The 24,419-nt window shown below is 56.4% G+C and carries 25 protein-coding genes; 19 read left to right on the forward strand and 6 right to left on the reverse strand.

Annotation, left to right across the window (positions count from 1 at the left end):
• Positions 1 to 46 precede the first annotated feature (46 nt).
• Genes E1297_RS48420 through selD form a run of 7 tightly spaced genes read left to right on the forward strand, consistent with a single transcriptional unit; the run spans position 47 to position 8,142 of the window.
• Positions 47 to 2,920: a monovalent cation/H+ antiporter subunit A gene (locus E1297_RS48420; RefSeq protein WP_155151731.1), complete on the forward strand. Its 2,874-nt coding sequence runs from the start codon at positions 47 to 49 to the stop codon at positions 2,918 to 2,920.
• Entirely contained in the window at positions 2,920 to 3,279 is a 360-nt protein-coding gene (locus E1297_RS48425) for a Na+/H+ antiporter subunit C (protein ID WP_155151734.1), read from the forward strand. Before E1297_RS48420 ends, E1297_RS48425 begins: the two co-directional genes overlap by 1 nt.
• Entirely contained in the window at positions 3,276 to 4,820 is a 1,545-nt protein-coding gene (locus tag E1297_RS48430) for a monovalent cation/H+ antiporter subunit D (protein WP_155151737.1), read from the forward strand. The genes E1297_RS48425 and E1297_RS48430 overlap by 4 nt, the downstream gene beginning before the upstream one ends.
• Positions 4,820 to 5,317 (forward strand): Na+/H+ antiporter subunit E, encoded by a 498-nt coding sequence (locus tag E1297_RS48435; RefSeq protein ID WP_155151740.1) that lies wholly within the window; start codon positions 4,820 to 4,822, stop codon positions 5,315 to 5,317. The genes E1297_RS48430 and E1297_RS48435 overlap by 1 nt, the downstream gene beginning before the upstream one ends.
• The gene (locus E1297_RS48440) at positions 5,314 to 5,583 is read left to right on the forward strand and encodes a K+/H+ antiporter subunit F (RefSeq protein ID WP_155151743.1); all 270 of its coding nucleotides are present in this window, start codon (positions 5,314 to 5,316) and stop codon (positions 5,581 to 5,583) included. Before E1297_RS48435 ends, E1297_RS48440 begins: the two co-directional genes overlap by 4 nt.
• A gap of 7 nt (positions 5,584 to 5,590) precedes the next feature.
• Positions 5,591 to 5,977 (forward strand): Na+/H+ antiporter subunit G, encoded by a 387-nt coding sequence (locus E1297_RS48445; protein ID WP_155151747.1) that lies wholly within the window; start codon positions 5,591 to 5,593, stop codon positions 5,975 to 5,977.
• Between the two features lie 5 nt (positions 5,978 to 5,982).
• Positions 5,983 to 8,142, forward strand: a complete 2,160-nt coding sequence (gene selD / locus E1297_RS48450; protein WP_155151751.1) for a selenide, water dikinase SelD — start codon at positions 5,983 to 5,985, stop codon at positions 8,140 to 8,142.
• Here selD and mnmH read toward each other — a convergent pair.
• Both mnmH and E1297_RS48460 read right to left on the reverse strand, forming a co-directional pair.
• Positions 8,133 to 9,185: a tRNA 2-selenouridine(34) synthase MnmH gene (gene mnmH, locus E1297_RS48455; protein WP_155151755.1), complete on the reverse strand. Its 1,053-nt coding sequence runs from the start codon at positions 9,183 to 9,185 to the stop codon at positions 8,133 to 8,135. The genes selD and mnmH overlap by 10 nt on opposite strands.
• Positions 9,186 to 9,311: 126 nt before the next feature.
• A complete protein-coding gene (locus E1297_RS48460) occupies positions 9,312 to 10,895 on the reverse strand; it encodes a bifunctional UDP-sugar hydrolase/5'-nucleotidase (protein ID WP_155151758.1) in 1,584 nt (527 codons plus the stop codon).
• Between the two features lie 39 nt (positions 10,896 to 10,934).
• On the opposite strand from E1297_RS48460, the gene E1297_RS48465 reads away from it, so the two are divergent.
• From E1297_RS48465 to arsC, 4 genes are read left to right on the forward strand one after another with little or no spacing between them, the layout of a single operon-like run.
• Positions 10,935 to 11,342, forward strand: coding sequence for a DUF952 domain-containing protein (locus E1297_RS48465; RefSeq protein ID WP_368669879.1), 408 nt, complete (start codon positions 10,935 to 10,937; stop codon positions 11,340 to 11,342).
• Positions 11,339 to 11,770, forward strand: coding sequence for a DUF1330 domain-containing protein (locus tag E1297_RS48470; RefSeq protein ID WP_155151761.1), 432 nt, complete (start codon positions 11,339 to 11,341; stop codon positions 11,768 to 11,770). The genes E1297_RS48465 and E1297_RS48470 overlap by 4 nt, the downstream gene beginning before the upstream one ends.
• The gene (locus E1297_RS48475; protein ID WP_155151764.1) at positions 11,767 to 12,825 is read left to right on the forward strand and encodes a quinone-dependent dihydroorotate dehydrogenase; all 1,059 of its coding nucleotides are present in this window, start codon (positions 11,767 to 11,769) and stop codon (positions 12,823 to 12,825) included. The genes E1297_RS48470 and E1297_RS48475 overlap by 4 nt, the downstream gene beginning before the upstream one ends.
• Complete coding sequence (gene arsC, locus E1297_RS48480; protein ID WP_368669880.1) at positions 12,822 to 13,163, forward strand: arsenate reductase (glutaredoxin); 342 nt, start codon at positions 12,822 to 12,824, stop codon at positions 13,161 to 13,163. Before E1297_RS48475 ends, arsC begins: the two co-directional genes overlap by 4 nt.
• On the opposite strand, the gene E1297_RS48485 is transcribed toward arsC, so the two are convergent.
• The 3 genes from E1297_RS48485 to E1297_RS48495 are packed head-to-tail and all read right to left on the reverse strand — an operon-like array spanning position 13,160 to position 15,419.
• Positions 13,160 to 14,476 carry an MATE family efflux transporter gene (locus tag E1297_RS48485; protein WP_155151769.1) on the reverse strand — a complete coding sequence of 439 codons (1,317 nt, stop codon included), beginning with the start codon at positions 14,474 to 14,476 and terminating at the stop codon, positions 13,160 to 13,162. The genes arsC and E1297_RS48485 overlap by 4 nt on opposite strands.
• A 3-nt stretch (positions 14,477 to 14,479) precedes the next feature.
• Positions 14,480 to 14,998, reverse strand: a complete 519-nt coding sequence (locus E1297_RS48490; protein WP_155151772.1) for a PaaI family thioesterase — start codon at positions 14,996 to 14,998, stop codon at positions 14,480 to 14,482.
• A gap of 1 nt (position 14,999) precedes the next feature.
• Positions 15,000 to 15,419, reverse strand: coding sequence for a PaaI family thioesterase (locus tag E1297_RS48495; protein ID WP_155151774.1), 420 nt, complete (start codon positions 15,417 to 15,419; stop codon positions 15,000 to 15,002).
• Between the two features lie 114 nt (positions 15,420 to 15,533).
• Here E1297_RS48495 and E1297_RS48500 point away from each other — a divergent pair, with 114 nt between their 5' ends.
• The 8 genes from E1297_RS48500 (at position 15,534) to E1297_RS48535 (ending at position 23,354) form a co-directional block, all read left to right on the forward strand.
• A complete protein-coding gene (locus E1297_RS48500; RefSeq protein ID WP_155151776.1) occupies positions 15,534 to 15,902 on the forward strand; it encodes a MerR family DNA-binding transcriptional regulator in 369 nt (122 codons plus the stop codon).
• A 277-nt stretch (positions 15,903 to 16,179) separates the two neighbouring features.
• Positions 16,180 to 16,581, forward strand: a complete 402-nt coding sequence (locus tag E1297_RS48505; protein WP_155151779.1) for a MerR family DNA-binding transcriptional regulator — start codon at positions 16,180 to 16,182, stop codon at positions 16,579 to 16,581.
• A 48-nt stretch (positions 16,582 to 16,629) separates the two neighbouring features.
• Positions 16,630 to 18,411, forward strand: coding sequence for an acyl-CoA dehydrogenase C-terminal domain-containing protein (locus E1297_RS48510; protein WP_155151781.1), 1,782 nt, complete (start codon positions 16,630 to 16,632; stop codon positions 18,409 to 18,411).
• Positions 18,412 to 18,465: 54 nt separating this feature from the next.
• Entirely contained in the window at positions 18,466 to 18,678 is a 213-nt protein-coding gene (locus tag E1297_RS48515; RefSeq protein WP_155151783.1) for a hypothetical protein, read from the forward strand.
• Positions 18,679 to 18,810: 132 nt separating this feature from the next.
• On the forward strand, positions 18,811 to 19,449 hold the full coding sequence (locus tag E1297_RS48520) for a glutathione S-transferase family protein (RefSeq protein WP_155151786.1): 639 nt from the start codon (positions 18,811 to 18,813) through the stop codon (positions 19,447 to 19,449).
• 11 nt (positions 19,450 to 19,460) lie between these two features.
• Entirely contained in the window at positions 19,461 to 20,672 is a 1,212-nt protein-coding gene (locus tag E1297_RS48525) for an acetyl-CoA C-acetyltransferase (protein ID WP_155151789.1), read from the forward strand.
• Entirely contained in the window at positions 20,672 to 21,160 is a 489-nt protein-coding gene (locus E1297_RS48530; RefSeq protein WP_155151793.1) for a cupin domain-containing protein, read from the forward strand. The genes E1297_RS48525 and E1297_RS48530 overlap by 1 nt, the downstream gene beginning before the upstream one ends.
• Positions 21,153 to 23,354: a 3-hydroxyacyl-CoA dehydrogenase NAD-binding domain-containing protein gene (locus tag E1297_RS48535; RefSeq protein WP_155151796.1), complete on the forward strand. Its 2,202-nt coding sequence runs from the start codon at positions 21,153 to 21,155 to the stop codon at positions 23,352 to 23,354. Before E1297_RS48530 ends, E1297_RS48535 begins: the two co-directional genes overlap by 8 nt.
• Before the next feature lie 55 nt (positions 23,355 to 23,409).
• Here E1297_RS48535 and E1297_RS48540 read toward each other — a convergent pair whose 3' ends face one another.
• Entirely contained in the window at positions 23,410 to 24,183 is a 774-nt protein-coding gene (locus E1297_RS48540) for a Hint domain-containing protein (protein WP_209016450.1), read from the reverse strand.
• Positions 24,184 to 24,419: the final 236 nt, after the last annotated feature.

Genomic DNA, 24,419 nt, shown 5'->3' on the forward strand with positions numbered 1-24,419 from the left:
TACAAAATCAATACCACTTTGACCGCCCAGCCCCGGAGTATCGCACTTGTCCCTATTCCTTATCGCGGCCCTTCCTTTTCTCGGAGCTGTCTTTCCCGCCCTGCTTATCCGTGCAGGACGAAATGCCGCTTCATCAGCGGCAGGATTGACGACTTTCCTGGCGTTGGCAGGATTGTTGATCCACATCCCGACAGTGATGGGTGGTGGTGTGGTAACTGCTCGGTTCGACTGGATTCCCGGCCTTGGTCTGAATGCCAATTTCATGCTGGATGGGCTGGGCTTTCTGTTCGCATTGCTGATCCTGGGCATAGGTCTTTTGATCATTCTTTACGCGCGTTTCTACCTGTCGCGCGAAGATCCGATGGGGCAATTCTATACCTATTTGCTGCTGTTTCAGGGCGCGATGGTTGGCATCGTTCTAAGCGATAACATATTGTTGTTGCTTGTGTTTTGGGAACTTACATCCCTCAGCTCGTTCCTGTTGATCGGATACTGGAAACATCTGCCCGTTGGACGGCAGGGTGCACGCATGGCGCTGGCAGTGACGGGCTCTGGCGGGCTGGCAATGATTGCGGGTATGCTGATCCTTGGCAATATCGTGGGTTCCTATGACCTGAGCGTCATTTTGCAGAACCGCGACCTTATCCAATCTTCGCCGTATTACCTGCCTGCGTTGATCCTTATCCTGCTTGGATGTTTTACCAAGTCAGCGCAGTTCCCATTCCACTTCTGGCTGCCGCATGCGATGGCCGCTCCGACGCCGGTTTCGGCCTACCTGCACTCGGCGACGATGGTTAAGGCCGGTTTGTTCCTGATGGCGCGCATGTGGCCCGTTTTGGCCGGAACTGACGCCTGGTTCTATATTGTTTCCACAACTGGACTGATCACCATGCTGATCGGCGCGGTGATCGCGCTGTTCAAAGATGATCTCAAAGCGCTACTGGCATTTTCTACCGTGTCCCATCTGGGACTTGTGACCATGTTGCTTGGCTTTGGCACCAAGATTGCCGTGGTCGCTGCTATTTTCCACATCATCAACCACGCAACATTCAAGGCTGCGTTGTTCATGACAGCAGGCATCGTGGATCACGAAACCGGGACACGAGACATCAAGCGACTGGGGGGACTGCGTCACCTGATGCCGATTACATTTACCATCGGCATCATCGCGGCACTGTCTATGGCCGGTCTGCCTCCGCTCAACGGGTTCCTGTCAAAGGAGATGATGCTCGAGGAAACGGTTCACACGACCTGGCTGAACTCTCACTATCTGGTGCCTGGGCTGGCGCTGCTGGCCGCCCTGTTTTCGGCTGCCTATTCGTTCCGTTTCGTTGGCCATGTCTTTCTCGGGCCAGAGCGCGATGATTATCCGCATCATCCGCATGATCCTCCGGTCGGGTTGTGGCTGGCACCTGCATTCCTTGTCGTGTTGGTCGTACTGATCGGGCTTTACTCGAACGCGATTGTTGGCCCTCTTGTAGCCGTAGTTTCCAGTGCCGTTATCGGCGGTGAGAAGCTTCCCTACTACTCACTGAAGCTCTGGCATGGCTTTACGCCTGCACTGTACATGTCGGTCGTTGCAACTTTGGGAGGTTTGTTCCTTCTGTCGTTGCATCGCCGCGGTGAACAACTATGGAATGCTCTGCCACGTCCCGAGGCGAAATCTATCTTCGACGCGGTGATTGGAGCTCTGACGGGGCTTAGCCGCTGGGTCACGGATGAGCTGCACAATGGTGTCATCAGCCGCTATGCCATCATCATGATCGCCTTCACTGTCGGGCTGGGCTACTACGCCTACTCCACAGGTACGATCGGGATCGAAACACGCGTACCGTTGCCAGCGCCCATCATTCCGATCATCGGCTGGGTTTGTCTTGTCGGTGCAACGCTCGCGATCATGTGGTTCCACCGCAATCGCCTTCTGTCACTGGTCCTCATCGGTGTTGTTGGTCTCATCGTTTCCATGGCTTTCAACTATCTCTCGGCCCCCGATCTGGCACTGACCCAGATTTCGGTTGAGGTGGTGACAATGATCTTGCTTTTGCTGTCCCTGAACTTTCTGCCAACAGAAACACCGTGGGACAGCACTGCACCGCGTCGTTGGCGCGACGCTGTTATCTCGGTGATTGCAGGTGTCGGTACAGGCGGGTTGATCTATGCACTCATGCTTCGCGATTTTGCCTTTCCGACTATCTCGGAATTCCATCTTGCAAACTCGTACAAGGGTGGTGGCGGAACCAACGTGGTCAATGTGATTTTGGTTGATTTCCGTGGCTTTGATACCTTCGGAGAGATCATTGTTCTGGGTATCGCCGCATTGATCATCTTTGCCCTTACCGAGGCAGTTCTGGGCACGAATGTTCGCAGCTACCTGCTGAACCGCAAACCTCACTGGCCGCAATCGGGCGACTCGCACCCGCTTATGATGGTGGTTGTGACACGTGTGATGATGCCGATTGCGCTGATGGTCGGGGCCTATATTTTCTTCCGCGGTCACAACCAGCCGGGCGGCGGGTTCATCGCCGGTCTGGTCGTTGCGATCGCGTTCCTGATGCAATACATGGCTAGCGGCTATACTTGGGCTATTGAGAGACAAAGGTTCTATTACCATGGCACCATCGGTTGGGGCGTGCTGATCGCCGCCGCAACTGGTCTGGGTGCCTGGTTCAACGAGCGTCCCTTCCTGACCAGCGATTTCGGCTACATCAACTGGCCGCCACTGGAAGAGTTCGAGTGGGCCACCGCGATGCTGTTCGACACCGGGGTTTTCCTGGCGGTTCTGGGTGCTGTCATGCTGGCGCTTGACAGTCTGTCCCGCTTTGCGTGGCAGCCGGGCATGGCGCAGGAATATCCGATGGATATCAACCCGCTGCGGGATGATCTGCTTGAAGAAGAACAAGAAAAGAAGGAGCAGGCCTAATGGAAGCGCTGGTAGCCTCTGCCGTTGGTGTTCTGACCGCCGCCGGGATTTTTCTGATCCTGCGGCGCAGAACCTTTCCCGTGATCCTGGGTCTCTCGCTGCTGACCTATGCCGTCAATGTTTTTCTGTTTGCGACCGGTCGGCTGGCTCTGAATGCTCCCGCTGTTCTGAACAAATACGAAGATGTGCCCTACACTGACCCACTGCCTCAAGCGCTGGTACTGACAGCCATCGTTATCTCGTTTGGCATGACAGCCGTGATCGTGATGATCGCGCTCAGCGCATATCTGTCGTCCAAGGATGACCATATCGATATGACCGCGCAGGACAGCGTGGATGGCGCAGGAGAAGACGCATGAACCATTGGATCGTTGCGCCGATCGTCCTGCCCGCAATTCTGGCGCCCTTTATCATCATGGTCCTGCGGTTCCATCTGGATCTGCAACGCATCTTCTCGGTTGCCGGTGTCGTTGGCCTATTGGGGATCGCACTGACGATCACCGCACAGGCGTCAGGTGGCGACATTCAGGTCTATGAACTCGGTGACTGGCCTGCCCCGTTTGGCATCGTTCTCGTGCTGGACCGGATGTCGGCGATGATGGTCTTGCTGACCGCGCTGCTGGCTTTGCCTATTGTTCTTTATGCCATCGCGTCCGGCTGGGATGACAGGGGCAAGCATTTCCATGCCTTGTTTCATTTCCAGCTCATGGGCGTTTGTGGGGCCTTCCTTACTGGTGATGCTTTCAACCTTTTCGTTTTCTTCGAAGTTCTGCTGATCGCATCCTATGGCCTGATGACCCATGGCGGCGGTTCGGTAAGACTGAAAGCTGGGGTGCAGTACGTTGCCTATAACCTTCTTGGCTCAACACTGTTCCTGTTTGCACTGGGAACCATCTATGCCGTGACCGGGACGCTCAATATGGCGGATCTGGCTGTTCGCGTGGCCGAGATCCCACCTGAGGACACCGCTTTGCTGCGCGTTGGTGCGGTTCTATTGCTTCTGGTCTTCTGTATCAAAGCCGCTGTTCTGCCTTTGCATTTCTGGCTGCCGGCCAGCTACGCAAACGCGCCTCTGCCAGTGGCGGCATTATTCGCGATCATGACCAAGGTCGGGGCCTATTCGATCCTCAGGGTCTATACGCTGGCCTTTGGTCCGGACGTCGCTGTCACTGACGGGTTGATAGGAGAGTGGTTGCAACCTGCCGCGATGCTGACTCTGGCAATCGGAACAATCGGTATTCTGGGTTCACGCCATATCGCACGAATGGTGGCCTTTTGCGCAATCGCGTCGATGGGAACCTTGCTGATTGCCATATCGCTGTTCACGCCTGATGCCACGGCCGCAGCGTTGTACTACATCTTCCATTCGACACTGGCGACAGCACTTCTGTTTCTTGTGGCTGATATGGTCATGGAACGACAGGGGGGTGCCATCGCGCCAAAACCTCCCATGCCGCAAAGCGGTCTGATCTCTGCATTGTTCTTTGTCGGAGCAATTGCTCTGGCCGGTATGCCGCCATTATCCGGTTTCATCGGCAAGCTGTTGGTACTGGACGCATCCCGCGACGCTCCGGACGCCAGTATCATCTGGGCGGTGGTCCTGATCGGCTCATTCGTGACCATCGTGGGTCTTGCACGAGCGGGTTCGCTGATTTTCTGGAAGAGCCACGATGCTCAGCACAATACCGAACATGATCCGGAAAATGACGAAGAGATTCCCTATCTACCCGCCCCTGAACCACAACCGGGGCTGGCATTCACATCGGTGTTCGGAGCTGTTCTTGGTCTTGTCCTGCTGACATTGTTCGCCGGACCCGCTTTGGAATACACAAGTAAGACGGCTGAGCAGTTGTTCACGCCTGAACAGTACATCTCGGCCGTTTTGGGAAGGGAAGAATAATGAAGCTGCTGCATCGAATATTCCCCCACCCGCATCTGACCATTCTGCTGACCTTGGTGTGGATGCTGTTGGCGAATTCGCCGTCACTGAATTCTCTGGTTTTCGGCCTGATACTCGGGATCATCATTCCGTTCATCACGCAACCTTACTGGCCAGATCGCCCCAAATTGCGCAACTGGCCGATGGTGGTTGAATATATCCTGGTGGTACTGTGGGATATCGTCATGGCCAACATCACGGTTGCCCGGATTATCCTTTTCAAACGCGACGCCGACCGTCAGCCAAACTGGATTTGCATCCCGCTGGAACTGCGCACGCCCGAGGCGATCACCGTTCTGGCAGGCACCATCACTATGACGCCCGGCACTGTCAGTTGTGATCTGTCGGCCCAGGGGCATAACCTGCTGGTGCACTGCCTTGACGCCCCCGCCCCTGAGGCAGTACGCGACCAGATCAAACAGCGCTATGAACGCCGCCTGAAGGAGATTTTCGAATGATCGAATACGCCATCTACTTCGCCTTCGCCTGTTTCGGAGCTGCGATCATGATGTGTCTGTGGCGGATCATTACCGCAGACGGTGTCGGCACCCGTGTTCTGGCACTGGACACAATGGTCATCAACACCATTGCGCTTATGATCCTCTACGGCATCCAGCTTGGTAGCGAGATATTCTTCGAAGCGGCCATGATCATCGCGATGTTGGGTTTTGTTTCAACCGTTGCCTACGCGCGCTTCATGCTGCGCGGCAACATCATCGAGTGAGGGCGATATGGAATACATCTTCGAATTTCTGATCGCCTTTTTCCTGATCGTTTCAGGCATTTTTGGCTTTGTCGGATCCTTCGGCATGATCAAGTTGAAAGACCCTATGTCACGTCTGCATGCCCCCACCAAAGCAACCACACTTGGCGTTGGCGGCGTGTTGATCGCATCAATTCTGCATTCGTTTCTGATCGAACAACATCTGTCGCTGCACGAGCTGCTGATCACGCTGTTTCTGTTCCTGACCGCCCCGATCACAGCCCTGTTCATTGCCAAGTGGCACATTCATCGCCATGAAAAGCCACAGGATCTGCCGGGCGCGGGCGAGGATGAGCTCTGGGCCACCCACGCGGTCGAGCAGGTCGAAGACGTCCCTGATCACAGTACGAACTAATACCTATGCATACACCTCCGCTGCCCCTGACCCGCGATCTGGTTTTGATTGGCGGAGGACACACTCACGCGCTGGTGCTGCGCAAATGGGGCATGAACCCCTTGCCGGGCGCACGGGTTACAGTGATCAATCCTGGTCCGACGGCGCCATATTCCGGAATGCTGCCGGGATATGTCGCAGGCCACTACGAGCGGTGGGAACTGGATATCGATCTGGTCAAGCTTGCACGGTTTGCTGGCGCACGCGTTATTCTGGGTGCAGTCGAAGGCATTGATACAGACATGCGTGTAGTTCGCGTGGCGGGTCGTCCACCTGTTGCGTTTGATGTTGCTTCGGTCAACGTGGGTATCACCTCCGATATGCCCGCGATGCCCGGTTTTGCCGAATTTGCCGTTCCCGCCAAACCGCTTGGCCCTTTTGCAGCCAGATGGGCAGAATACCTGAATGGCACAGGCACTGCATCTGTCGCCGTCATAGGTGGCGGGGTGGCCGGTATGGAGCTTGTCATGGCAATGGCGCACGCTCTGCATGAACGCGGTCGCAAGGCACAAGTCACATTGATCGACAGTGCAACCGCACTGGCGGCAACCGGGGCCAAGGCCGCAGCCACGATAAGGCAATCACTGGATGCGCTTGGTGTCGAACTCATCGAACAGGCAGGTATTAGCCGCGTTGCTGAGGATCACATCGCGCTTGAAGATGGCAGGCAGATACCAGCGACATTTGTAACCGGCGCAGCGGGTGCCCGTCCCTATGACTGGATTGAACAAACCGGGCTTGAACTGGAGAGCGGTTTTATCAGGGTGAACCCCTATCTGCAGTCGAGCAGTCCCATGATTTTCGCGGCCGGAGATTGTGCGCATCTGTCAGAAAACCCGCGTCCCAAGGCAGGTGTCTATGCCGTGCGTGAAGCCCCAATCCTGCTCAACAATTTGCGCGCTGCGCTGGGGTCAGGCCGTATGCGTCACTATGTGCCGCAAAAAGACTATCTGAAACTGATCTCCCTGGGTGGCAAATCCGCGCTGGCCGAGCGTCTGGGCACATCCTTTAGTGGCCCGGTTATGTGGAAATGGAAAAACCACATTGATCAGAAATTCATGAACAAGTTTCGTGATTTACCTCAGATGCCCACTCCGTCCCTGCCCCGGAATCACGCAGCCGGAGTGCGTGAAGTGTTGGGGGACAAACCAATGTGTGGAGGTTGTGGCGCAAAGGTAGGTCGCGATGCGCTGCGCTCAGCCCTGAATACGCTGCCCGCACCAGAACGGTCCGACATCACCCCATTACCGGGCGACGACGCAGCGCTGGTTCAAACCGGAGGGGTGCGTCAGGTCATCAGCTCCGACCACTTGCGCAGTTTTACAAATGATCCGGTCCTGATGACCAAGATAGCTGCGGTTCATGCCTTGGGTGATATCTGGGCAATGGGTGCGTTACCGCAAGTGGCAACGGCGACCATCATTTTGACGCGCATGTCGCCTGAGCTGCAGCAACGTACAATGGCAGAGGTCATGACCACTGCCGATGAGGTCATGCGGCATGCAGGTGCAGGGATCGTGGGTGGTCATAGCTCGATGGGTGATGAAACGACCATCGGTTTCACTGTGACTGGCCTGACTGACGCCGATCCGATCACCCTCTCCGGAGGACGTCCGGGAGATGTGCTTATCCTGACCAAACCATTGGGTAGCGGTGTCCTGATGGCAGCAGAGATGGCGGGTCAGGCTAATGGTTCATGGGTTGCAAAGGCCCTCCGCCTGATGGCTCAGCCGCAAAGCGAAGCCTCTCAAATATTGTCCGGTGCTCACGCAATGACTGACGTCACTGGTTTCGGTCTGGCTGGGCACCTGAAGGGGATATGTGAGTCCTCAGAATGCGGGGCTGTGATTGATCTCGATGCGGTGCCAGTGATGGATGGGGCACTGGAGCTTGCGGAACGCGGAATCCGGTCAACGATTTTCAACGACAATCGCTTAATCGCGCCTGAGTTGCCGACCGGTAACAAAGCGGACCTTCTGTTCGATCCACAAACTGCTGGCGGATTGCTCGCCGCAGTATCTGCCGATCAGGCGGATACTATTTGCCAAGAATTGCAAGAAGCGGGTTACCCTGCGGTAAACATTGGCAAACTCACCGAAACACCGGGCCTTTCGCTTCAAATTTGATCTAGGACGGCCTCAATCTGGAAGGCTGCCCGCTTTAATCCTGCATCATCCAGTGACCCCACCTCGATCTGGGCGAGTATTTCGGCCTTTTGAGCCCTTCGGGACTTTGTGTAGGCCGGGTCGTAGTGCTGCTCCATCAAAGACTGTGTGAGCGCGCGTTTGTCACCAGCCTCGATCAATTCGAGCCAGCCATCCACGATCTCGTGACCTCTGTGAAAGCGCAGCGGGCTCAGACGATCACGCAGTCGATCCGCATCAGACAGGATGTCGTCATATGCCTCGGTCAAATAGGCCGTCCGAGCCTGAATCGGAACATTCACCTGAATTCGCGGTGCTGCCCGTAAGGCGTTCCACAGACTTGGCGGAAGGATCAGATTGCCGATCTTCGAGGATTCCGCCTCGACCAGAACGGGTCGATTTGGATTCAGTGCACAAAAGGCTCCTGCCAGTGCAGATTCAAATGCCTTTTGACTGGGTTGTCCTCCGGGCATCTCGCCCAACAAGGATCCGCGGTGATTGGCAAGACCTTCCAAATCTACAACCTGAACGCCCTTTCCCTGTAGATGCGCCAGAAGTTCAGTTTTGGCCGTACCGGTATAGCCATCGAGTGCAACCAACCGAAACGGTAGCGGATCGTCATAAAGATAAGTGTTAACAAGACGACGATAGGTGCGATACCCGCCATCGATTACCTCTGCCCGCCACCCAATCTGTTGCAGCATCCACGTAAACGATCCGGATCTCTGCCCACCGCGCCAGCAATAGACCAGAGGCCGCCACCCTCCATCATGATGGCTTAGGCTGTTCTCGATATGGTTCGCCGCATTGCGAAATACCAAAGCCGCACCAAGCTTGCGCGCTAAAAACGGGCTTTCCTGTACATAGATCGTTCCCACCCGTGCGCGTTCATCATTGTCCAGGACGGGCAGGTTGATAGCTCCGGGCAGGTGATCTTCGGCAAACTCAGCCGGGCTGCGCACATCGATCACAGTATCGAATGCGTGGGCATAAAGTTCCGGCAGATTTGAGATTTTCAGAGCCATGTCAGGGGTCTACCCCGAGCATGTTCGAATGAAAAGGTGGTGGTAGGCACTGCCAATGTTTGACCAGTGCTCAACAAGAAACGGCCGCGCTAAGGTAAAGCGCGGCCTTCATTCTCAGAAAGAGCCTTACTTCTGCTTGATGCGCCCATCCACATAAGGCTGGTATGGCGCATTCTCGGCCAGATACTCGGCTGTTACATCGGCAAGATCAGGACCGTAGTCATAGGCGTTCTTGTCGTCACCCGAGAACATCTTGTAGCCATCGCCACCGTTCCGAACATAGTTGTTGGTGACCACCAGATAAGTCGCGGCCGGATCGATCGGCACAAACCCATCCCCGCTTGCGACCATCACTTCGCCAATGCGGCCTTCGTTAGGCGCAACCGAAGGATCCCATGTGAACGTCATGCCAGCTACTTGCGGGAAACGACCTTTGATCTCTTCGACCTGACTGACGCCGTTTTCAAGCGCATCAATTACGCCCTGCCCGCTGATTTCGAAGGTCGAGAGAGTGTTCTGGAAAGGCAGAACCGTCAGAACTTCACCCATGGTCACATCACCGGAATCGATCGATGCGCGCAAACCACCGGAATTTGCGATCGCGATCTGAGCACCCTGATCAGCAACCCTGGCAAGCATCGCGTCGGCAACCAGATTTCCCATCTCGCATTCCTGCACACGGCAAACGGAACGGTCTCCTTCAATCGGAGCCGCAGCATTGGCCACGACGCGCTGCTTCATCTCTTCGATTGGAGCACCCATCTCTGCAACTCGGGCAGCGATATCCGCATCCGGTTCAACCGAAGCATCCAATAGAATTGGCTCACCTTCGGCTGAGATTAGATTACCGTCATCATCAAAGGTCAGAGTGATCTCACCCAGATACTTTGAGTACGCATAGGCTTGTACAACGGGTACATCGCCAACCATCATTGGATAAGGTCCGGCAGCGTCTTCATCCGTGTTGGACAGCAAAGTGTGGGAGTGCCCACCGATCACGAGATCAAGCCCGGGTACTTTTTCCGCGATCTCAAGATCCTTGGCCAAACCAACATGATTGAGCGCAATGATGATGTTAACGCCCTCTTCCTGCAGGGCGGCTACATCTGCGGACAGGCTGTCGATTTCATCCTGAAACACCACATCTTTGCCGGGGCTCGAGGTGTCGACCGTATCCGTTGCCAATGCCGAAATGATACCGATCTTCTGACCGCCGACATCAAGGACAACGTGATTTTGCACCTTGTCCTTCAATTCGGCTGACGATGACAGATCAAGGTTGCCCGAAATCACCGGGAAGCTGACTGCATCTATAAATGCCTCCAAACCTGCCGGACCATCATCGAATTCATGGTTTCCCACGGCCATGACATCATAGCCGATGGCTTCCATGAACTCTGCCTCTGCGGCACCTTTATAGGTTGTGTAAAAAAGTGAGCCCTGAAATGGGTCGCCAGCATCCAGCAGCAGGACATTTTCGTCCGCCATGGCATCACGTTTTGAATCCACCATGGTCTTGAGCCGGGCTACACCACCAAAGCACTTTCCTTCGGCTTCGCCCTCGGCGTCACAAGTGGAATCGTATTTGTTGATGGATTCGATCCGGCTGTGAATGTCGTTGGTATGCAAGATGGTCAGTTTAAATTCCGCAGCCGCCATGCCTGCGGTCAGGCCCAACACGGCTGCAGATGCCAATAAGCGGGTGAACATATTGAAACTCCCTGTAGTTGATTGAGGGGATCGTGCGATGTGGGCGGCAAAGAGTCAAAGGGGGAAATCCGGCTTGATTCCGCCCGCGGTGCGGGGCATCAGGTCCATATGCTGATTTACAAGATATTCCGGGCCGACGAATGGGCCAAGCTGCAGGCAGATGGCGCATCTGATGGTGCTCCGATCGACATCGCTGATGGTTATGTACACTTTTCGACAGCTGAACAGGCCGAGGAAACTGCAGCCAAACACTTTGCCGGTGTAGGCGATCTGACACTGTTGGCATGCGATGCCGATGCCATGGGCGATGACTTGAAATGGGAGGTATCACGCGGTGACGCGTTGTTCCCGCATCTCTATCGCCAAATCCGCATGAGTGACGTTGTGTGGTCACGCCCGCTCCCGTTTGATGGTGAAAAGCATCAATTCCCGGAGGAAATGGGATGACAGAGTTTGTCGATCCGGAACGGGAGCAATTCGAAACGTTCAAAGGTCTGGATCGCGATCAGCCGATCGAAATGCTGAACCTCGTGAAATTTCGCGATATTGCAGAATACCCATCGGATCACGAGCTTGCCAATGCCCGGCTTACCGGCGCACAGGCTTATCGCAACTACGGAGCAGAAACTGCACCGATCATCAAACGTTTAGGGGCTTCGATTGTTTGGAGGGGCGCGTTCCAGACGACGCTGATCGGTCCCGCAGATGAAAGCTGGGACGAGGTGTTCATTGCCCGGTACCCCAGTGCGCATGCGTTTCTGGAGATGGTGACCGATCCAATCTATCGCGCCGCCGTGGTTCATCGGCAGGCAGCCGTGAAAACATCCCGGCTTATCCGCTGTGCGCCGAACGAAAGTGGAAGTTCATTCGGATGAAACTGACCGAGAAAATCGGGCTCGCCGCCCTGCATCAATTTGATCCAGAAACGGCCCATGGCCTTTCAATCAAAGCCCTGAAATCAGGACTGGCCCCTGCCCCCGGTCCGATCACGTCGCCTCGACTACAAACCGAACTTGCCGGACTAAAGCTGCCAAACCCCGTCGGTCTGGCCGCTGGGTTTGATAAGAACGGAGAGGTTCTTACACCGCTTTCCCGTGCCGGGTTCGGCTTTATCGAGGTGGGTGCGGTCACCCCGCGCCCGCAACCGGGAAACCCAAAACCACGCCTGTTCCGTCTGACCGAAGACAAAGCGGCCATCAATCGCTTTGGCTTTAACAACGAGGGAATGGAGGTCATGGCCCGGCGCCTGGCCGACCGCCCAAAGAATGCGGTTATCGGCCTGAACCTTGGTGCCAACAAAGACAGTGACGATCGCCCCGGGGATTTCTCCAAGGTGCTGGCCCATTGCGCCGAGTATCTGGATTTTGCCACGGTTAACGTCTCTTCCCCGAACACCGAAAAGCTGCGCGATCTGCAAGGCAAAGCCGCGCTAAGTGCGTTGCTGGGGGGCGTGATCGAGACCAGAGACACGCTGGCGCGTCCCTTGCCAGTCTTCCTCAAGATCGCCCCGGATCTGACCGAAGCCGAACTTGAAGATATCGCGGCTGTCGCTCGGGAAACCGGGGTGGACGCCGTCATAGCAACCAATACGACCCTGTCCCGTGATGGGCTGCTCAGCACCCACAAGGATGAGATGGGGGGGCTATCCGGTGCTCCCTTGTTCGAGAAATCGACGCGTGTTCTGGCACAGCTCAGCCAAATGACCGACAGCACTATCCCACTGATCGGTGTGGGGGGTATCAGCTCAGCCGAACAAGCCTATGCCAAGATTTGTGCAGGCGCCTCGGCGGTGCAGTTCTACACCGCGATGGTGTATGGCGGTATCTCACTGGCTGCAGATATCGCGCATGGGTTGGATGACTTGTTGGCCCGGGACGGTTTTGACAGTGTATCTCAGGCTGTTGGAAGCAAGCGAAAGGACTGGTTGTGATCGAGTATTGGCATAATCCGCGCTGCTCAAAGTCCCGCGCCGGGCTGGCGTTGCTGGAAGAAAACGGCGCAGAGATCACTTTGAGAAAATACCTTGAGGATGCGCCTTCGGTCGACGAACTGCGTTCTGCTCAGTCCCGGCTTGGCCTCGCTGCCATCGAGATGATGCGCACGGGTGAAAAGCAGTTCAAGGAACTGGGTCTGACCAAGACAAGTTCAGAGGATGACTTGTTTCAGGCCATGGCTGAAAACCCGATTCTGATCGAACGGCCGCTGGGAATATCCGGCGACAAAGCTGCAATTGGTCGTCCGCCTGAGAACCTGCTTACCCTGCTTTAAGCCACCTGTGCCTCAAGCTTTGGATACCGCCAGCCCAGCGTGATGCCGCGCGCGATGTTCAGGACCATCAGCGCGGCCCATAGCCCGTGGTTTCCTAAGGTTGGGACCAATATGAACAAGGCTACGATGTAAATCGCAACAGATTGGATCATCGCGTTTCGCATCGCGCGCGTCCATGTCGCGCCGATATAAATACCGTCAAACATCCAACTGGCGACACCAATGATTGGAGCAATTGCCGCCCAGAACAAGAACTCTCGCCCGGCGATGCGCACATCAGGTGAGGTCGACATGAGATCTATCAATGCGGGACCTGCAACGAAGAACACCAAACCCAGTCCTACAGCTCCGCCAACGCCCCACTGAGATGCCATGATCGATGCGCGCCGAACTTGATGACGGTCTTTTGCACCAACTGCTCCACCCACTAGGGCTTCGGCAGAGAAGGCAAAGCCGTCCAGCGCAAAGGCAGTAATCTCAAGAAATTGCAGAAGCACCTGATTGGCGGCCAGATTGACATCCCCTAAATCGGAGCCGACGAAGAGGAATGTTGTAAATGCACCGGTCAGCAGAACCGAGCGCACCATGATATCGCCGTTCACCTGCATCATTCTGCGCAATCGAGCCGCATCAAAGATACGCGGCCAGTCTCGCCACTGATTGCCACCGAATGCGTCCGCGCACAGCCACAGACCCAGCGCCAAACCAGTCCATTCAGCAATCAGAGTGGCCGTTGCGACACCTTCAACCCCCCATCCCAAGCCCAGCACGAACCACAGGTCGAGAATGATGTTCAAACCATTCATCCAGATCTGCAGGACAAACACGCCTTTCGTGCGCTCGACCGCAATTAGCCAGCCAGTGACTGCATAAAGCGCAATGGTGGCAGGTGCCCCCCAGATACGAATCTGCAAATAGTCTCGCGTCAGCGATTCGACCTCGGGACTGGCCGGTGACAAAGCAAAGGCGCCCGCGAATACAAATACTTGCGTGATGATAAAGAACAAGCCGGCTGCTGTACCCAACAGCAGACCCCGCATCAATAGCGCCCCGGTCTCTGCTGTATCTCCTGCCCCGCGCGCCTGCGCAGCAAGACCGGTGGTTCCCATCCGCAGAAACCCGAAGACCCAATAGATCGTGGACAGAATAACAGCCCCGATACCGACCGCGCCAATCGGTGCGGCCTGACCCATTTGCCCGACAACACCTGTATCCACAGCCCCGAGTATCGGAACTGTGGCATTCGACAGGACAATGGGTGCAGCTATCTTCAGCACCCGCCTGTGCGTGATGGGCGCAGAAGCCTCGTTCATGTCTTAACCTTTGACGGACGGAGGCTGCGGCATCAGAAAATGTCCGGTTCCCTGCGCAAAGAGCTTGGCATGATTGTCCTGCCAGGCTTCGACCCGAACCGAGGCATAGCGGCGACCAGATCGGCTGACGAATGCACGTGCATAGGCATCGCGCGGCAATCCCGATCGCAGGTAATCGACGGTAAAGTCGATGGTCTTTGGAAAGCGGATGTTCTCATTCGTTATGATATCGTCAGCATCGATCTCACCGCTTTCGATCCGTGGAAACATATGTTCCCAACTGAGCGTTATGACGGCAGTTACCTCCAGAAAGGCAGCAGTCACACCACCATGGATGGCTGGCAGAAAAGGATTGCCGATCAGTTTTTCGTCAAAATTCAAAACACCGGTCAGTTCATCACCCCGGCGATCGAACCCGATATTGAGGAACCGCATGTATGGCACACCCTCGACGAGGGCACGAAGCGCTGCGTCACGTCTTTGCTTGACCACCTGCATGGGTTCGGGACGGGAGCGGGCCATCTTACTTGCCCTCCACGGTGAATGATCCTGTTGCTGTTGCAACAGGGCGTTCCTGATCGTCATCCATCGCAGTAGCCCGCACGAAGGCAACATTGCGCGTGATGTGATAGCAGCTGGCCCGGGTGATAAGCATCTGCCCCGGCGTTGCAGCACGCATGTAATCAATGCGCAGGTCGATGGTTGCAGTTCCACCGGGCGCCGAGGGGTGGCTCATCACTGCCGCTCCGCAGCAGGTATCCAGCATGGCCGAAACCGCACCGCCGTGAATCACGCCTGTACGCGGATCTCCGATCAGATCCTCGTTATAGGGCATGGTGATCTCAGCCTCGCCTGAGCCGATATGCGTCAATGTAAGGCCCAAAGCCCGCGCATGCGGGATTGCCTCGATGAACTGGCGGGCCAGAACTGTCTTGTCGACCATAGGTTTGCGTCCTTCTGAGTTAATCCCTTTATGAGCCTCAGTTGACGCAAAGGGCAAGCCTGCCTGTTGCGCTTGCTTTCATGACACCATAGGTTGCTGGCAAGGAGAACAGGGATGTCCGACAACCGTTTGTCATTCAAAGAGATGTGCGCTGAGTTCGATGTGACTCCGCGTACCCTGCGCTACTATGAGTATATCGAGCTGCTACAGCCGGATCGCGAGGGACGATCCCGTTTTTATGGTGCTCGGGAACGCGCACGCATGAAACTGATCATGCGCGGACGCAGATTCGGATTTCCGCTGGAAGAGATTCGCCAGTGGTTATTGATCTATGAAGATCAGGGAAACCAGGCCCAAATGGCGACCTTCGTTGAGATGGCTGATCGTCAGATGGAAGAACTGCGCCAACAACGGCAGCAACTGGACGAAGCCATGGACGAACTGACTCGCCTGCGGGATCAGACGGCGAAATCGCTGCGCTAGACGCCTCCGCCTAACGGCGCAGTACCTCAAATGAGCGGAAGCTGTTTTTAGGCTCGCGGGTCTTCCGTGAGCTAAGTTTCGTTGTACGTTTGAAGCCCGATGCGACCTTTACGTAACGGCAACAAAATTACCGAAATCCAACTTTACGCGACCGGATGTTACGTCAATTTATTTGTGACGTAGCGTCTGCATTACGTAAACGTCACTCTCATGTTGTAAAGCAGGCATCGACTGCGCAACTCATATCTCATGACGCCAGTGACCGAGAGTATGACCTATGACTGAAGATCTGATGACCATCCGCGAGATGTGCGAGGCATATGATGTCACGCCGCGAACCTTGCGGTTCTACGAGGCCAAAGAGCTTCTGTTCCCGATCCGTGAGGGCCAGAAACGCCTGTTCACGAAACGGGATCGCGCCAGGCTCAAACTGATCCTGCGCGGCAAACGCTTTGGTTTCAGCCTCGAGGAAATCCGGCAGCTTCTGGATCTGTACCACGTGGACGACCAGCAACTGACCCAGATGACTCGCACGTATGAAATCGCCTGCGAACGTCTGGCTGATATGGAATCACGTCGCGAAGAGCTGACTCAGGCCATCGACGATCTGAAGGAACAGTTGCGCTGGGGCGAGAAAGTCATCGCCTCGATGAAACAGGAAAAGAAGGCCGCCGAGTAACACCCTCGCCTGCCTGCCACCCGGACATCTGAATTAAGGGAGCTTCACATGCCCGTTTACAACGCGCCAACAAAAGATACGCAGTTCATTCTGCACGATGTTCTAAAAGTCTCGGAATCCGATATTCCGGGCTACAGCGAACTTGAGACCGAATTTACCGGCGCAGTTCTGGAAGAAGCAGGCAAAGTTGCCTCCAATGTTCTGCACCCATTGAACGTTGTAGGAGACACCGAAGGGTGTCGTCTGGAAAACGGTATCGTATACACCCCCACCGGTTTCAAAGACGCCTTCGAGCAGATGAAGGAAGGCGGCTGGACTGGCCTCGACATGCCGGAAGAGTATGGCGGCCAGAACATGCCCTATGTGTTGGGTACTGCTGTTGGCGAGATGTTCTCGGGCGCAAACCAGGCGTTTGTGATGTATCAGGGCCTGACGCACGGCGCGGCGTCGGCAATTCTGGCCCACGGAACCGACGAGCAGAAAAACAAGTACCTGCCCAACATGGTCAGCTGTGAATGGACTGGGACCATGAACCTGACCGAACCGCATTGCGGCACCGATCTGGGCCTGATGCGCACCAAGGCGGAACCGCAGGGTGACGGCAGCTACAAAATTTCCGGTCAGAAGATCTTTATCTCGGCTGGCGATCACGACATGGCCGACAACATCATCCATCTGGTTCTGGCGAAAATCCCCGGTGGCCCCGAGGGCATCAAGGGCGTGTCGCTGTTCATCGTGCCCAAGTTCATCGTGAACGAAGACGGCACCCCGGGTGAGCGTAACGGCGTTTCGGTCGGCAAGATCGAAGAGAAGATGGGCATCCACGGCAACTCAACCTGCGTCATGAACTATGACGAGGCGACCGGCTGGCTGCTGGGCGACGAGCACAAAGGCATGCGCGCCATGTTCACCATGATGAACGAAGCGCGTCTGGGTGTGGGCATGCAAGGGCTGTCTCAGGCCGAGGCTGCGTATCAAAATGCTGTCGAATATGCCAAGGACCGCTTGCAGGGCCGCGACGTAACAGGTGTGAAGAACCCGGACGGCCCGGCCGATCCACTGATCGTTCACCCCGACATCCGCCGTAACCTGATGGATCAGAAAAGCTTCACCGAAGGCGCCCGCGCGTTCATCCTTTGGGGCGCGACCATGATCGACAAGGCGCACCGCTCGGGTGACAAGGACGCGGACGGGCTGATCTCGCTGCTGACTCCGGTCATCAAAGGCTTCTTGACGGATGAAGGCTACGACATGACCGTGCAGGCACAGCAGGTCTATGGCGGCCACGGCTACATCGAAGAATGGGGCATGTCGCAATACACTCGCGACGCCCGCATCGCGATGATCTACGAAGGTGCAAACGGCGTTCAGGCGCTGGACCTTGTCGGTCGTAAACTGGCACAGGATGGCGGCAAGCATGTCATGGCCTTCTTCGAAATGGTCAAATCCTTCTGCAAGGAAAACGGTGGCAAGGACGAAGCCTATGACAAAGCGTTCATCGAACCGCTGAAAGCAGCGTCCAAGGACCTGCAATCCGCTGGCATGTACTTCATGCAGGAGGGCATGAAGAACCCGAACAACGCTCTGTCCGGTTCTTATGACTTCATGCACATGTTCGGCCATGTTTGCCTGGGCCTGATGTGGGCTCAGATGGCTAAAGCCGCTCAGGAAGCGCTGGACGGTGGTGCCTCGGACAAAGAGTTCTACGAGACCAAGATCAACACCGGCCGTTTCTACATGGCGCGCCGCCTGCCAGCGACTGCAATGCATCTTTCGCGCATTCAGACCGGCGCGGACACTGTCATGGCTCTGGACGCGGCGAACTTCTGATCACAGTCTGGGTCCGGGTAACATTGCCCGGACCCAACTTACCGGAGGAACCACATGCCAAAACGTTTTCGCCTGACCCGTCGATTTCCCGTTGCAATGACTGAAGACGGATATCGAAAGCTCAAAGCATTTTCGCGTGAGGCAGGTCTGGATGAAGGCGAGGCACTGTCGTTTCTCTTCGAGAATTTCAACAGCGTGATTGATGAGGAGAACCTGACCCACCGCCTGCGCATTTTCAATTCCGAGCTTGAAGCGCGGAAACGCTAACCACGCCAACCACCTGTTTCAGGTGGGCGTGTTTTCAGAAAGACAGACCAAAGGCATTCTGCCTGATGGTTGGTCTTTCTCGAAATACGCAAATGACGACTTCGCACCATGCGCCTTGGGAGGGGCGATCGCATGACCATCAAACTTCATTGCTTCGGAGAAAGTGGAAACAGCTACAAGGCTGCATTGGCCTTGGAAATGTCCGGACTGGAGTGGGAGCCGGTCTTTGTTGATTTCTTCAAAGGTGTCACCCGTACGCCCGAGTTTCGCGCCGAAGTGAATGAGATGGGTGAAGCACCTGTCCTGATCGACGGTGATTTCCGCACCAGCCAATCCGGTGCCATTCAGGCCTATGTGACCGAGAAGTCGGGCAAGTTTGGCGGTAAGGACCGGGAAGAGAATTACGACATTCTGCGCTGGGTGCTGTGGGATAATCACAAGCTCAGCTCGATGGCTGGCCTGACCCGTTTCCTGATCAATTTCCTCCCGGAACAGCACCGCAATCCCGATGTGATCGCTTTCAATCAAGGGCGACTGAAGGCGGCCTATCAGGTGCTAAACGATCATCTGGACGGCCGCGACTGGATTGTCGGCAATGGTGTCACCAACGCCGACATCAGCTGCTGCGGCTACCTCTATTACCCCGAACCATTCGGCTTTGACCGCGCCGACTGGCCCCATATCGACGCCTGGCTAACTCGCCTGTCCGAGCAGCCCAGTTGGAAACACCCCTATGACCTGATGCCCGGCAACCCGTCGGATCGAGCTTGAGGAGAAGACCCATGACCGAAGCTTATATTTATGACGCCCTGCGCACCCCGCGCGGCAAGGGCCGCAAGGATGGCAGCCTGCACGAGGTAACCTCGGTGCGCCTGTCCGCCCTGACCCTGAACGCGATGAAAGAGCGTAACAACCTCGAAGGCCACGCCGTAGAAGACGTGATCTGGGGCAACGTCACGCAGGTGATGGAGCAAGGTGGCTGTCTTGCGCGCTCGGCGGTTCTGGCCTCTGATCTGGATCAGTCGATCCCCGGTCTCGCAATCAACCGTTTCTGCGCCTCAGGCATGGAAGCTGTGAACCTCGCCGCGAACCAAGTCAAAGGCGGCGCTGGTGAGGCTTACATCGCAGGTGGCGTCGAAATGATGGGCCGCGTTGCCATGGGCAGCGATGGTGCTGCAATTGCCGTTGACCCCTCGCTGGCGATGGAGACTTATTTCGTTCCGCAGGGCATCTCGGCCGATATCATTGCGACCGAGTACGGTTTCTCCCGTGATGACGCTGACGCGCTGGCGGTTGAATCGCAACGGCGCGCCGCAGAAGCATGGGCGGACAACCGGTTCGAAAAGTCGGTCATCACCGTTAAAGACCAGAACGGCCTGACCATTCTGGACCGCGACGAATACATGCGCGCCGGCACCGACATGCAGAGCCTCGGAGCCCTGAACCCTTCCTTCCAAATGATGGGCGAGCAGATGCCCGGCTTTGACAAGGTTGCGATGCTGAAATACCCGCATCTTGAGCGCGTGAACCACATCCACCACGCCGGCAACAGCTCGGGCATCGTGGATGGTGCGGCGGCTGTTCTGATCGGCAACAAGGAATTCGGTGAGAAATACGGCCTCAAGCCGCGCGCCCGGATCAAAGCGACCGCCAAGATCGGTACCGACCCGACCATCATGCTGACCGGCCCGGTTCCTGTGACCGAGAAAATACTGGCCGACAACGGCATGAAGATCAGCGATCTGGATCTGTTCGAAGTGAACGAAGCCTTCGCCTCGGTCGTGCTGCGCTTCCAGCAGGCGTTCGACGTCGACCCAGCATTGGTCAACGTCAACGGCGGCTCGATCGCGATGGGTCACCCGCTGGGTGCGACCGGTGCGATGATCATCGGCACTCTGCTGGATGAACTGGAGCGTCAGGACAAGGAAACCGGTCTGGCCACGCTTTGCATCGCGTCCGGCATGGGTGCAGCAACCATTATCGAGCGGGTCTGATGCCCAAGCTGGATCTCTCTCAGATCCCGTTCAAGGGGGGCTCGTCCTATCCCGGCAAGCTGGCCGAGGCGACCGCGGGTCGATTCGTGCAGCGCGTCGGTGATGCAGGAGGGCTTTCCCAATACGGGGTCAACATCGTGCGGCTCGAGCCGCAAGGCATGTCCTCGCTGCGCCATTACCACATGGAGCAGGACGAATTTGCCATCATGCTCAGCGGCACCTGCGTGCTGATCGATGACGATGGTGAGCATGAGATGCAGCCCGGCGATTGCGCCGCTTGGCCCGCAGGTGAGGCCAACGGCCACCACCTTGTGAACAAAACCGATGCGCCCGCGACCTTTCTGGTGGTGGGCACGCGGACCCCGACCGAGACCGGCTATTACAGCGACATAGACATGATGGTGAAGGATGATGAGAACGGATTCTCCTTCACCCGAAAGGATGGCAGCCCGCTGACGGCTGACCAGATTGGAGATGACAATGACTGATTTCACTCTGACGAAAGACGCGGACGGCGTCGCCATTATCACCTGGGACGTGCCCGGGAAAACCATGAACGTGATGTCCTTTGACGGGCTGGCACAGCTGAGCGATCAGATCGATCAGGCGCTGGCCGATGACGAGGTCAAAGGCATCATCATTACCTCGGGCAAGGAGGGTTCATTTGCTGGCGGCATGGACCTGAACCTGCTGGCGGTGATGAAAGAACAGGCGGGTGACAACCCAGCTAAAGGTCTGTTCGAGGGCACGATGCAAATGCACGCCCTGCTGCGCAAGATTGAACTGGCAGGCATGGACCCCAAGACCAAGAAGGGCGGCAAACCGATTGCCACCGTTCTGCCCGGCACCGCTGCGGGCATCGGTATGGAGCTGCCCCTATCCACGCACCGCATCTTTGCAGCAGAAAACCCCAAGGCGAAGTACGGCCTGCCCGAAATCATGGTCGGCATTTTCCCCGGCGCAGGCGGCACCACGCGGATGGTCCGCAAGGTTGGCGCAATTGCGGCGGCTCCGCTGTTGCTGGAAGGCAAGATGCTGGACGTCAAGAAGGCCAAGGGCGCAGGTTACATCGACGAAATCGCAGCCGACCCGATGGCCGCGGCCAAGGAATGGGTGCTGAACGCCAAGGAAGCCGATCTGGTCAAGCCTTGGGACGCGAAGGGCTATAAGATGCCCGGCGGTGCCCCCTACCATCCCGCAGGCTTCATGAACTTCGTCGGTGCGTCGGCGATGGTGAATGGCAAGACCCAAGGCGCGTTCCCTGCGGCCAAAGCTCTGCTGAGCGCGGTCTACGAAGGCGCGCTGGTCGATTTCGACACCGCCCTGAAGATCGAAGCGCGTTGGTTCACCTCTGTCCTGATGAACCCTTCCTCGGGTGCGATGATCCGCTCGCTGTTCCTGAACAAGGAAGCGTTGGAGAAAGGTGCTGTACGTCCTGCGGGCGTACCGGATCAATCGGTCAAGAAGATCGGCGTCCTGGGCGCGGGCATGATGGGCGCCGGTATCGCGCTGGTGTCGGCTCAGGCTGGGATGGAAGTTGTTCTTGTGGACCGCGACCAGGAAGCTGCGGACAAGGGTAAGGCCTATACCGAAAGCTACCTGGACAAAGGCATGAAACGCGGCAAAGTCACGGCTGAGAAAAAAGAGGCCATGCTGGCCCGCATCACCGCGACCCCGGATCTGGACAACCTCAAAGGCTGCGACCTGATCATCGAAGCGGTCTTCGAGGACGTTGGCGTCAAGGCCGAGATGACCAAGAAGGTCGAGGCGATCATCCCCGAGGACTGCATCTTTGCCTCGAACACCTCGACTCTGCCGATCACCGATCTGGCCAAAGCATCCGTGCGTCCGGATCAGTTCATCGGCATCCACTTCTTCTCGCCGGTCGAGAAGATGTTCCTGGTCGAGATCATCAAGGGCAAGGAAACCGGTGATCGCGCGGTGGCCAAGGCGCTGGACTATGTGCGCCAGATCCGCAAGACACCGATCGTCGTCAACGATGCGCGCTTCTTCTACGCAAACCGCTGCATCATTCCTTACATCAACGAAGGTGTGCGGATGATTGCCGAGGGTGTGAACCCAGTGCTGATCGACAACGCGGCGCGTCAACTGGGCTTCCCTGTGGGACCAATTCAGCTGACCGATGAGACCTCGATTGATCTGGGTGCCAAGATCGCACGTGCGACCAAGGCAGCGATGGGCGACGCCTACCCGGAAAGCCCCTCGGACGATCTGATCTTCTGGATGGAAGAACAGGGCCGTCTGGGTCGCAAGGCAAACGCGGGCTTCTTCGACTATGACGAAAAAGGCAAGCGCGTCGAATACTGGAAAGGCCTGCAGGACAAGTACCCGCTGGCCGAAGACCAGCCGGACCTGATCGAAGTGCAGGAACGCCTGATGTTCGCACAGGTATTGGAAGCGGTCCGTGCACTTGAAGAAGGTGTTCTGGAAGACATCCGCGAAGGTGATGTCGGCGCGATCCTGGGTTGGGGCTTTGCTCCCTGGTCGGGTGGCCCGCTCAGCTGGCTGGATATTATCGGCTCGCCCTATGCCGCCGAGCGTTGCGATCAGCTGGCTGAGGCCTATGGCGAACGGTTTGCCTGCCCGGCCCTGCTGCGTGAGATGGCGGAAAAGGGTCAGAGCTTTTACGGTCGTTTCAACCCTGAGGCAAAAGCCGCTTAACAAACTGATGCAGGCGCATGATACCATGCGCCTGCATCATTCTCGTGGTGTTTGGTTAGGTCTGCCATTCAGGCCGCAGAAACAAGGCGGGCAAGTTAGGCCGGCCAGGACGTCCCGGTCGCCTTATCCCCGAAGGGGGGCGGATCGGAAAAATCGGTTCCTGCGGGATGGGTGCAGGCAGCGCACCCAACGGGTTTGCAAGGGCAGATAGGTCGCCCTTTTGCGCAATCAGTTCGGTTAAAGCCGCAGCTTCTTCTTCCTCGGCGACGGGATAGCTTATCCGGTTTGGCCTTGGCCGCATGCTAAAGCGCCCAGACGAGCAAAACGCCTGCAGTCCACCCTGAACAAAAATCACTTCATCTTCATCGAAGAACAGCGTGCGGACTTCGAATGTCGACCCAGGCGATTGTGAACTCAGCCTACATTTGCCGCTGAGCAATCTCGCTGGAACGACCGAAAAGCCACCAGCTTCGGAGTCGATCTTGCTGAGATCCAAGGCGACCCCCTGTTCCGGCATCAACCAGACTGGTCGTCCGTTATAGGCCGCTTGCGCAGGCACATAGATCGGCAGGTTTTCTGCGCGGGTTTCCCCTTCCGGTATGACAACCCGGTCAGCTGAGACACGTCTTACTTCTCGGAAACCATGATCCAGCGTGCGAACAAGATCGCCAACAACAATCTGCTCTACCAGCTTCCAACCACTGGTGGTCGCGATCTTTGTACCATGCAGAAATCCACCTCGACGGGCGGTGACCGCTTTTTGCGAACTTGTTTGATCAACACTGTCAGGCTGCTCTGAAAAACTACGAATACTCACTACTTCTAACACGTGCCTCACCCCCTTGTGGCACTTACAAATGATTACAAAGTGCTAGCACGGGAATGAGTGGGGTGACTTATTTTTGACATATTTGTGCCAGATTTGGGCCTGCATCTGGGATATTGAACACTCATATGGACACATTCAATCTCGTATATCTTTGTTTATTTCCATATTGGAAACCCGATATGTGCAGGTAATTTAGGCCTACATCCGAATCTTCGGGTATCTACCGCGCGGTCCAT

This window comes from Roseibium sp. RKSG952 (assembly GCF_009711355.1).

Coding starts and splice junctions, on each gene's coding strand:
- E1297_RS48495 (WP_155151774.1), bottom strand. CDS start 15,419: ATGGTCGACAAGACAGTTCTGGCCCGCCAGTTCATCGAGGCAATCCCG.
- E1297_RS48535 (WP_155151796.1), top strand. CDS start 21,153: ATGACTGATTTCACTCTGACGAAAGACGCGGACGGCGTCGCCATTATC.
- E1297_RS48430 (WP_155151737.1), top strand. CDS start 3,276: ATGAACCATTGGATCGTTGCGCCGATCGTCCTGCCCGCAATTCTGGCG.
- E1297_RS48435 (WP_155151740.1), top strand. CDS start 4,820: ATGAAGCTGCTGCATCGAATATTCCCCCACCCGCATCTGACCATTCTG.
- E1297_RS48500 (WP_155151776.1), top strand. CDS start 15,534: ATGTCCGACAACCGTTTGTCATTCAAAGAGATGTGCGCTGAGTTCGAT.
- E1297_RS48505 (WP_155151779.1), top strand. CDS start 16,180: ATGACTGAAGATCTGATGACCATCCGCGAGATGTGCGAGGCATATGAT.
- E1297_RS48515 (WP_155151783.1), top strand. CDS start 18,466: ATGCCAAAACGTTTTCGCCTGACCCGTCGATTTCCCGTTGCAATGACT.
- E1297_RS48510 (WP_155151781.1), top strand. CDS start 16,630: ATGCCCGTTTACAACGCGCCAACAAAAGATACGCAGTTCATTCTGCAC.
- E1297_RS48460 (WP_155151758.1), bottom strand. CDS start 10,895: ATGTTCACCCGCTTATTGGCATCTGCAGCCGTGTTGGGCCTGACCGCA.
- mnmH (WP_155151755.1), bottom strand. CDS start 9,185: ATGGCTCTGAAAATCTCAAATCTGCCGGAACTTTATGCCCACGCATTC.
- E1297_RS48525 (WP_155151789.1), top strand. CDS start 19,461: ATGACCGAAGCTTATATTTATGACGCCCTGCGCACCCCGCGCGGCAAG.
- E1297_RS48440 (WP_155151743.1), top strand. CDS start 5,314: ATGATCGAATACGCCATCTACTTCGCCTTCGCCTGTTTCGGAGCTGCG.
- E1297_RS48425 (WP_155151734.1), top strand. CDS start 2,920: ATGGAAGCGCTGGTAGCCTCTGCCGTTGGTGTTCTGACCGCCGCCGGG.
- E1297_RS48530 (WP_155151793.1), top strand. CDS start 20,672: ATGCCCAAGCTGGATCTCTCTCAGATCCCGTTCAAGGGGGGCTCGTCC.
- E1297_RS48470 (WP_155151761.1), top strand. CDS start 11,339: ATGACAGAGTTTGTCGATCCGGAACGGGAGCAATTCGAAACGTTCAAA.
- selD (WP_155151751.1), top strand. CDS start 5,983: ATGCATACACCTCCGCTGCCCCTGACCCGCGATCTGGTTTTGATTGGC.
- E1297_RS48475 (WP_155151764.1), top strand. CDS start 11,767: ATGAAACTGACCGAGAAAATCGGGCTCGCCGCCCTGCATCAATTTGAT.
- E1297_RS48520 (WP_155151786.1), top strand. CDS start 18,811: ATGACCATCAAACTTCATTGCTTCGGAGAAAGTGGAAACAGCTACAAG.
- E1297_RS48445 (WP_155151747.1), top strand. CDS start 5,591: ATGGAATACATCTTCGAATTTCTGATCGCCTTTTTCCTGATCGTTTCA.
- E1297_RS48485 (WP_155151769.1), bottom strand. CDS start 14,476: ATGAACGAGGCTTCTGCGCCCATCACGCACAGGCGGGTGCTGAAGATA.
- E1297_RS48490 (WP_155151772.1), bottom strand. CDS start 14,998: ATGGCCCGCTCCCGTCCCGAACCCATGCAGGTGGTCAAGCAAAGACGT.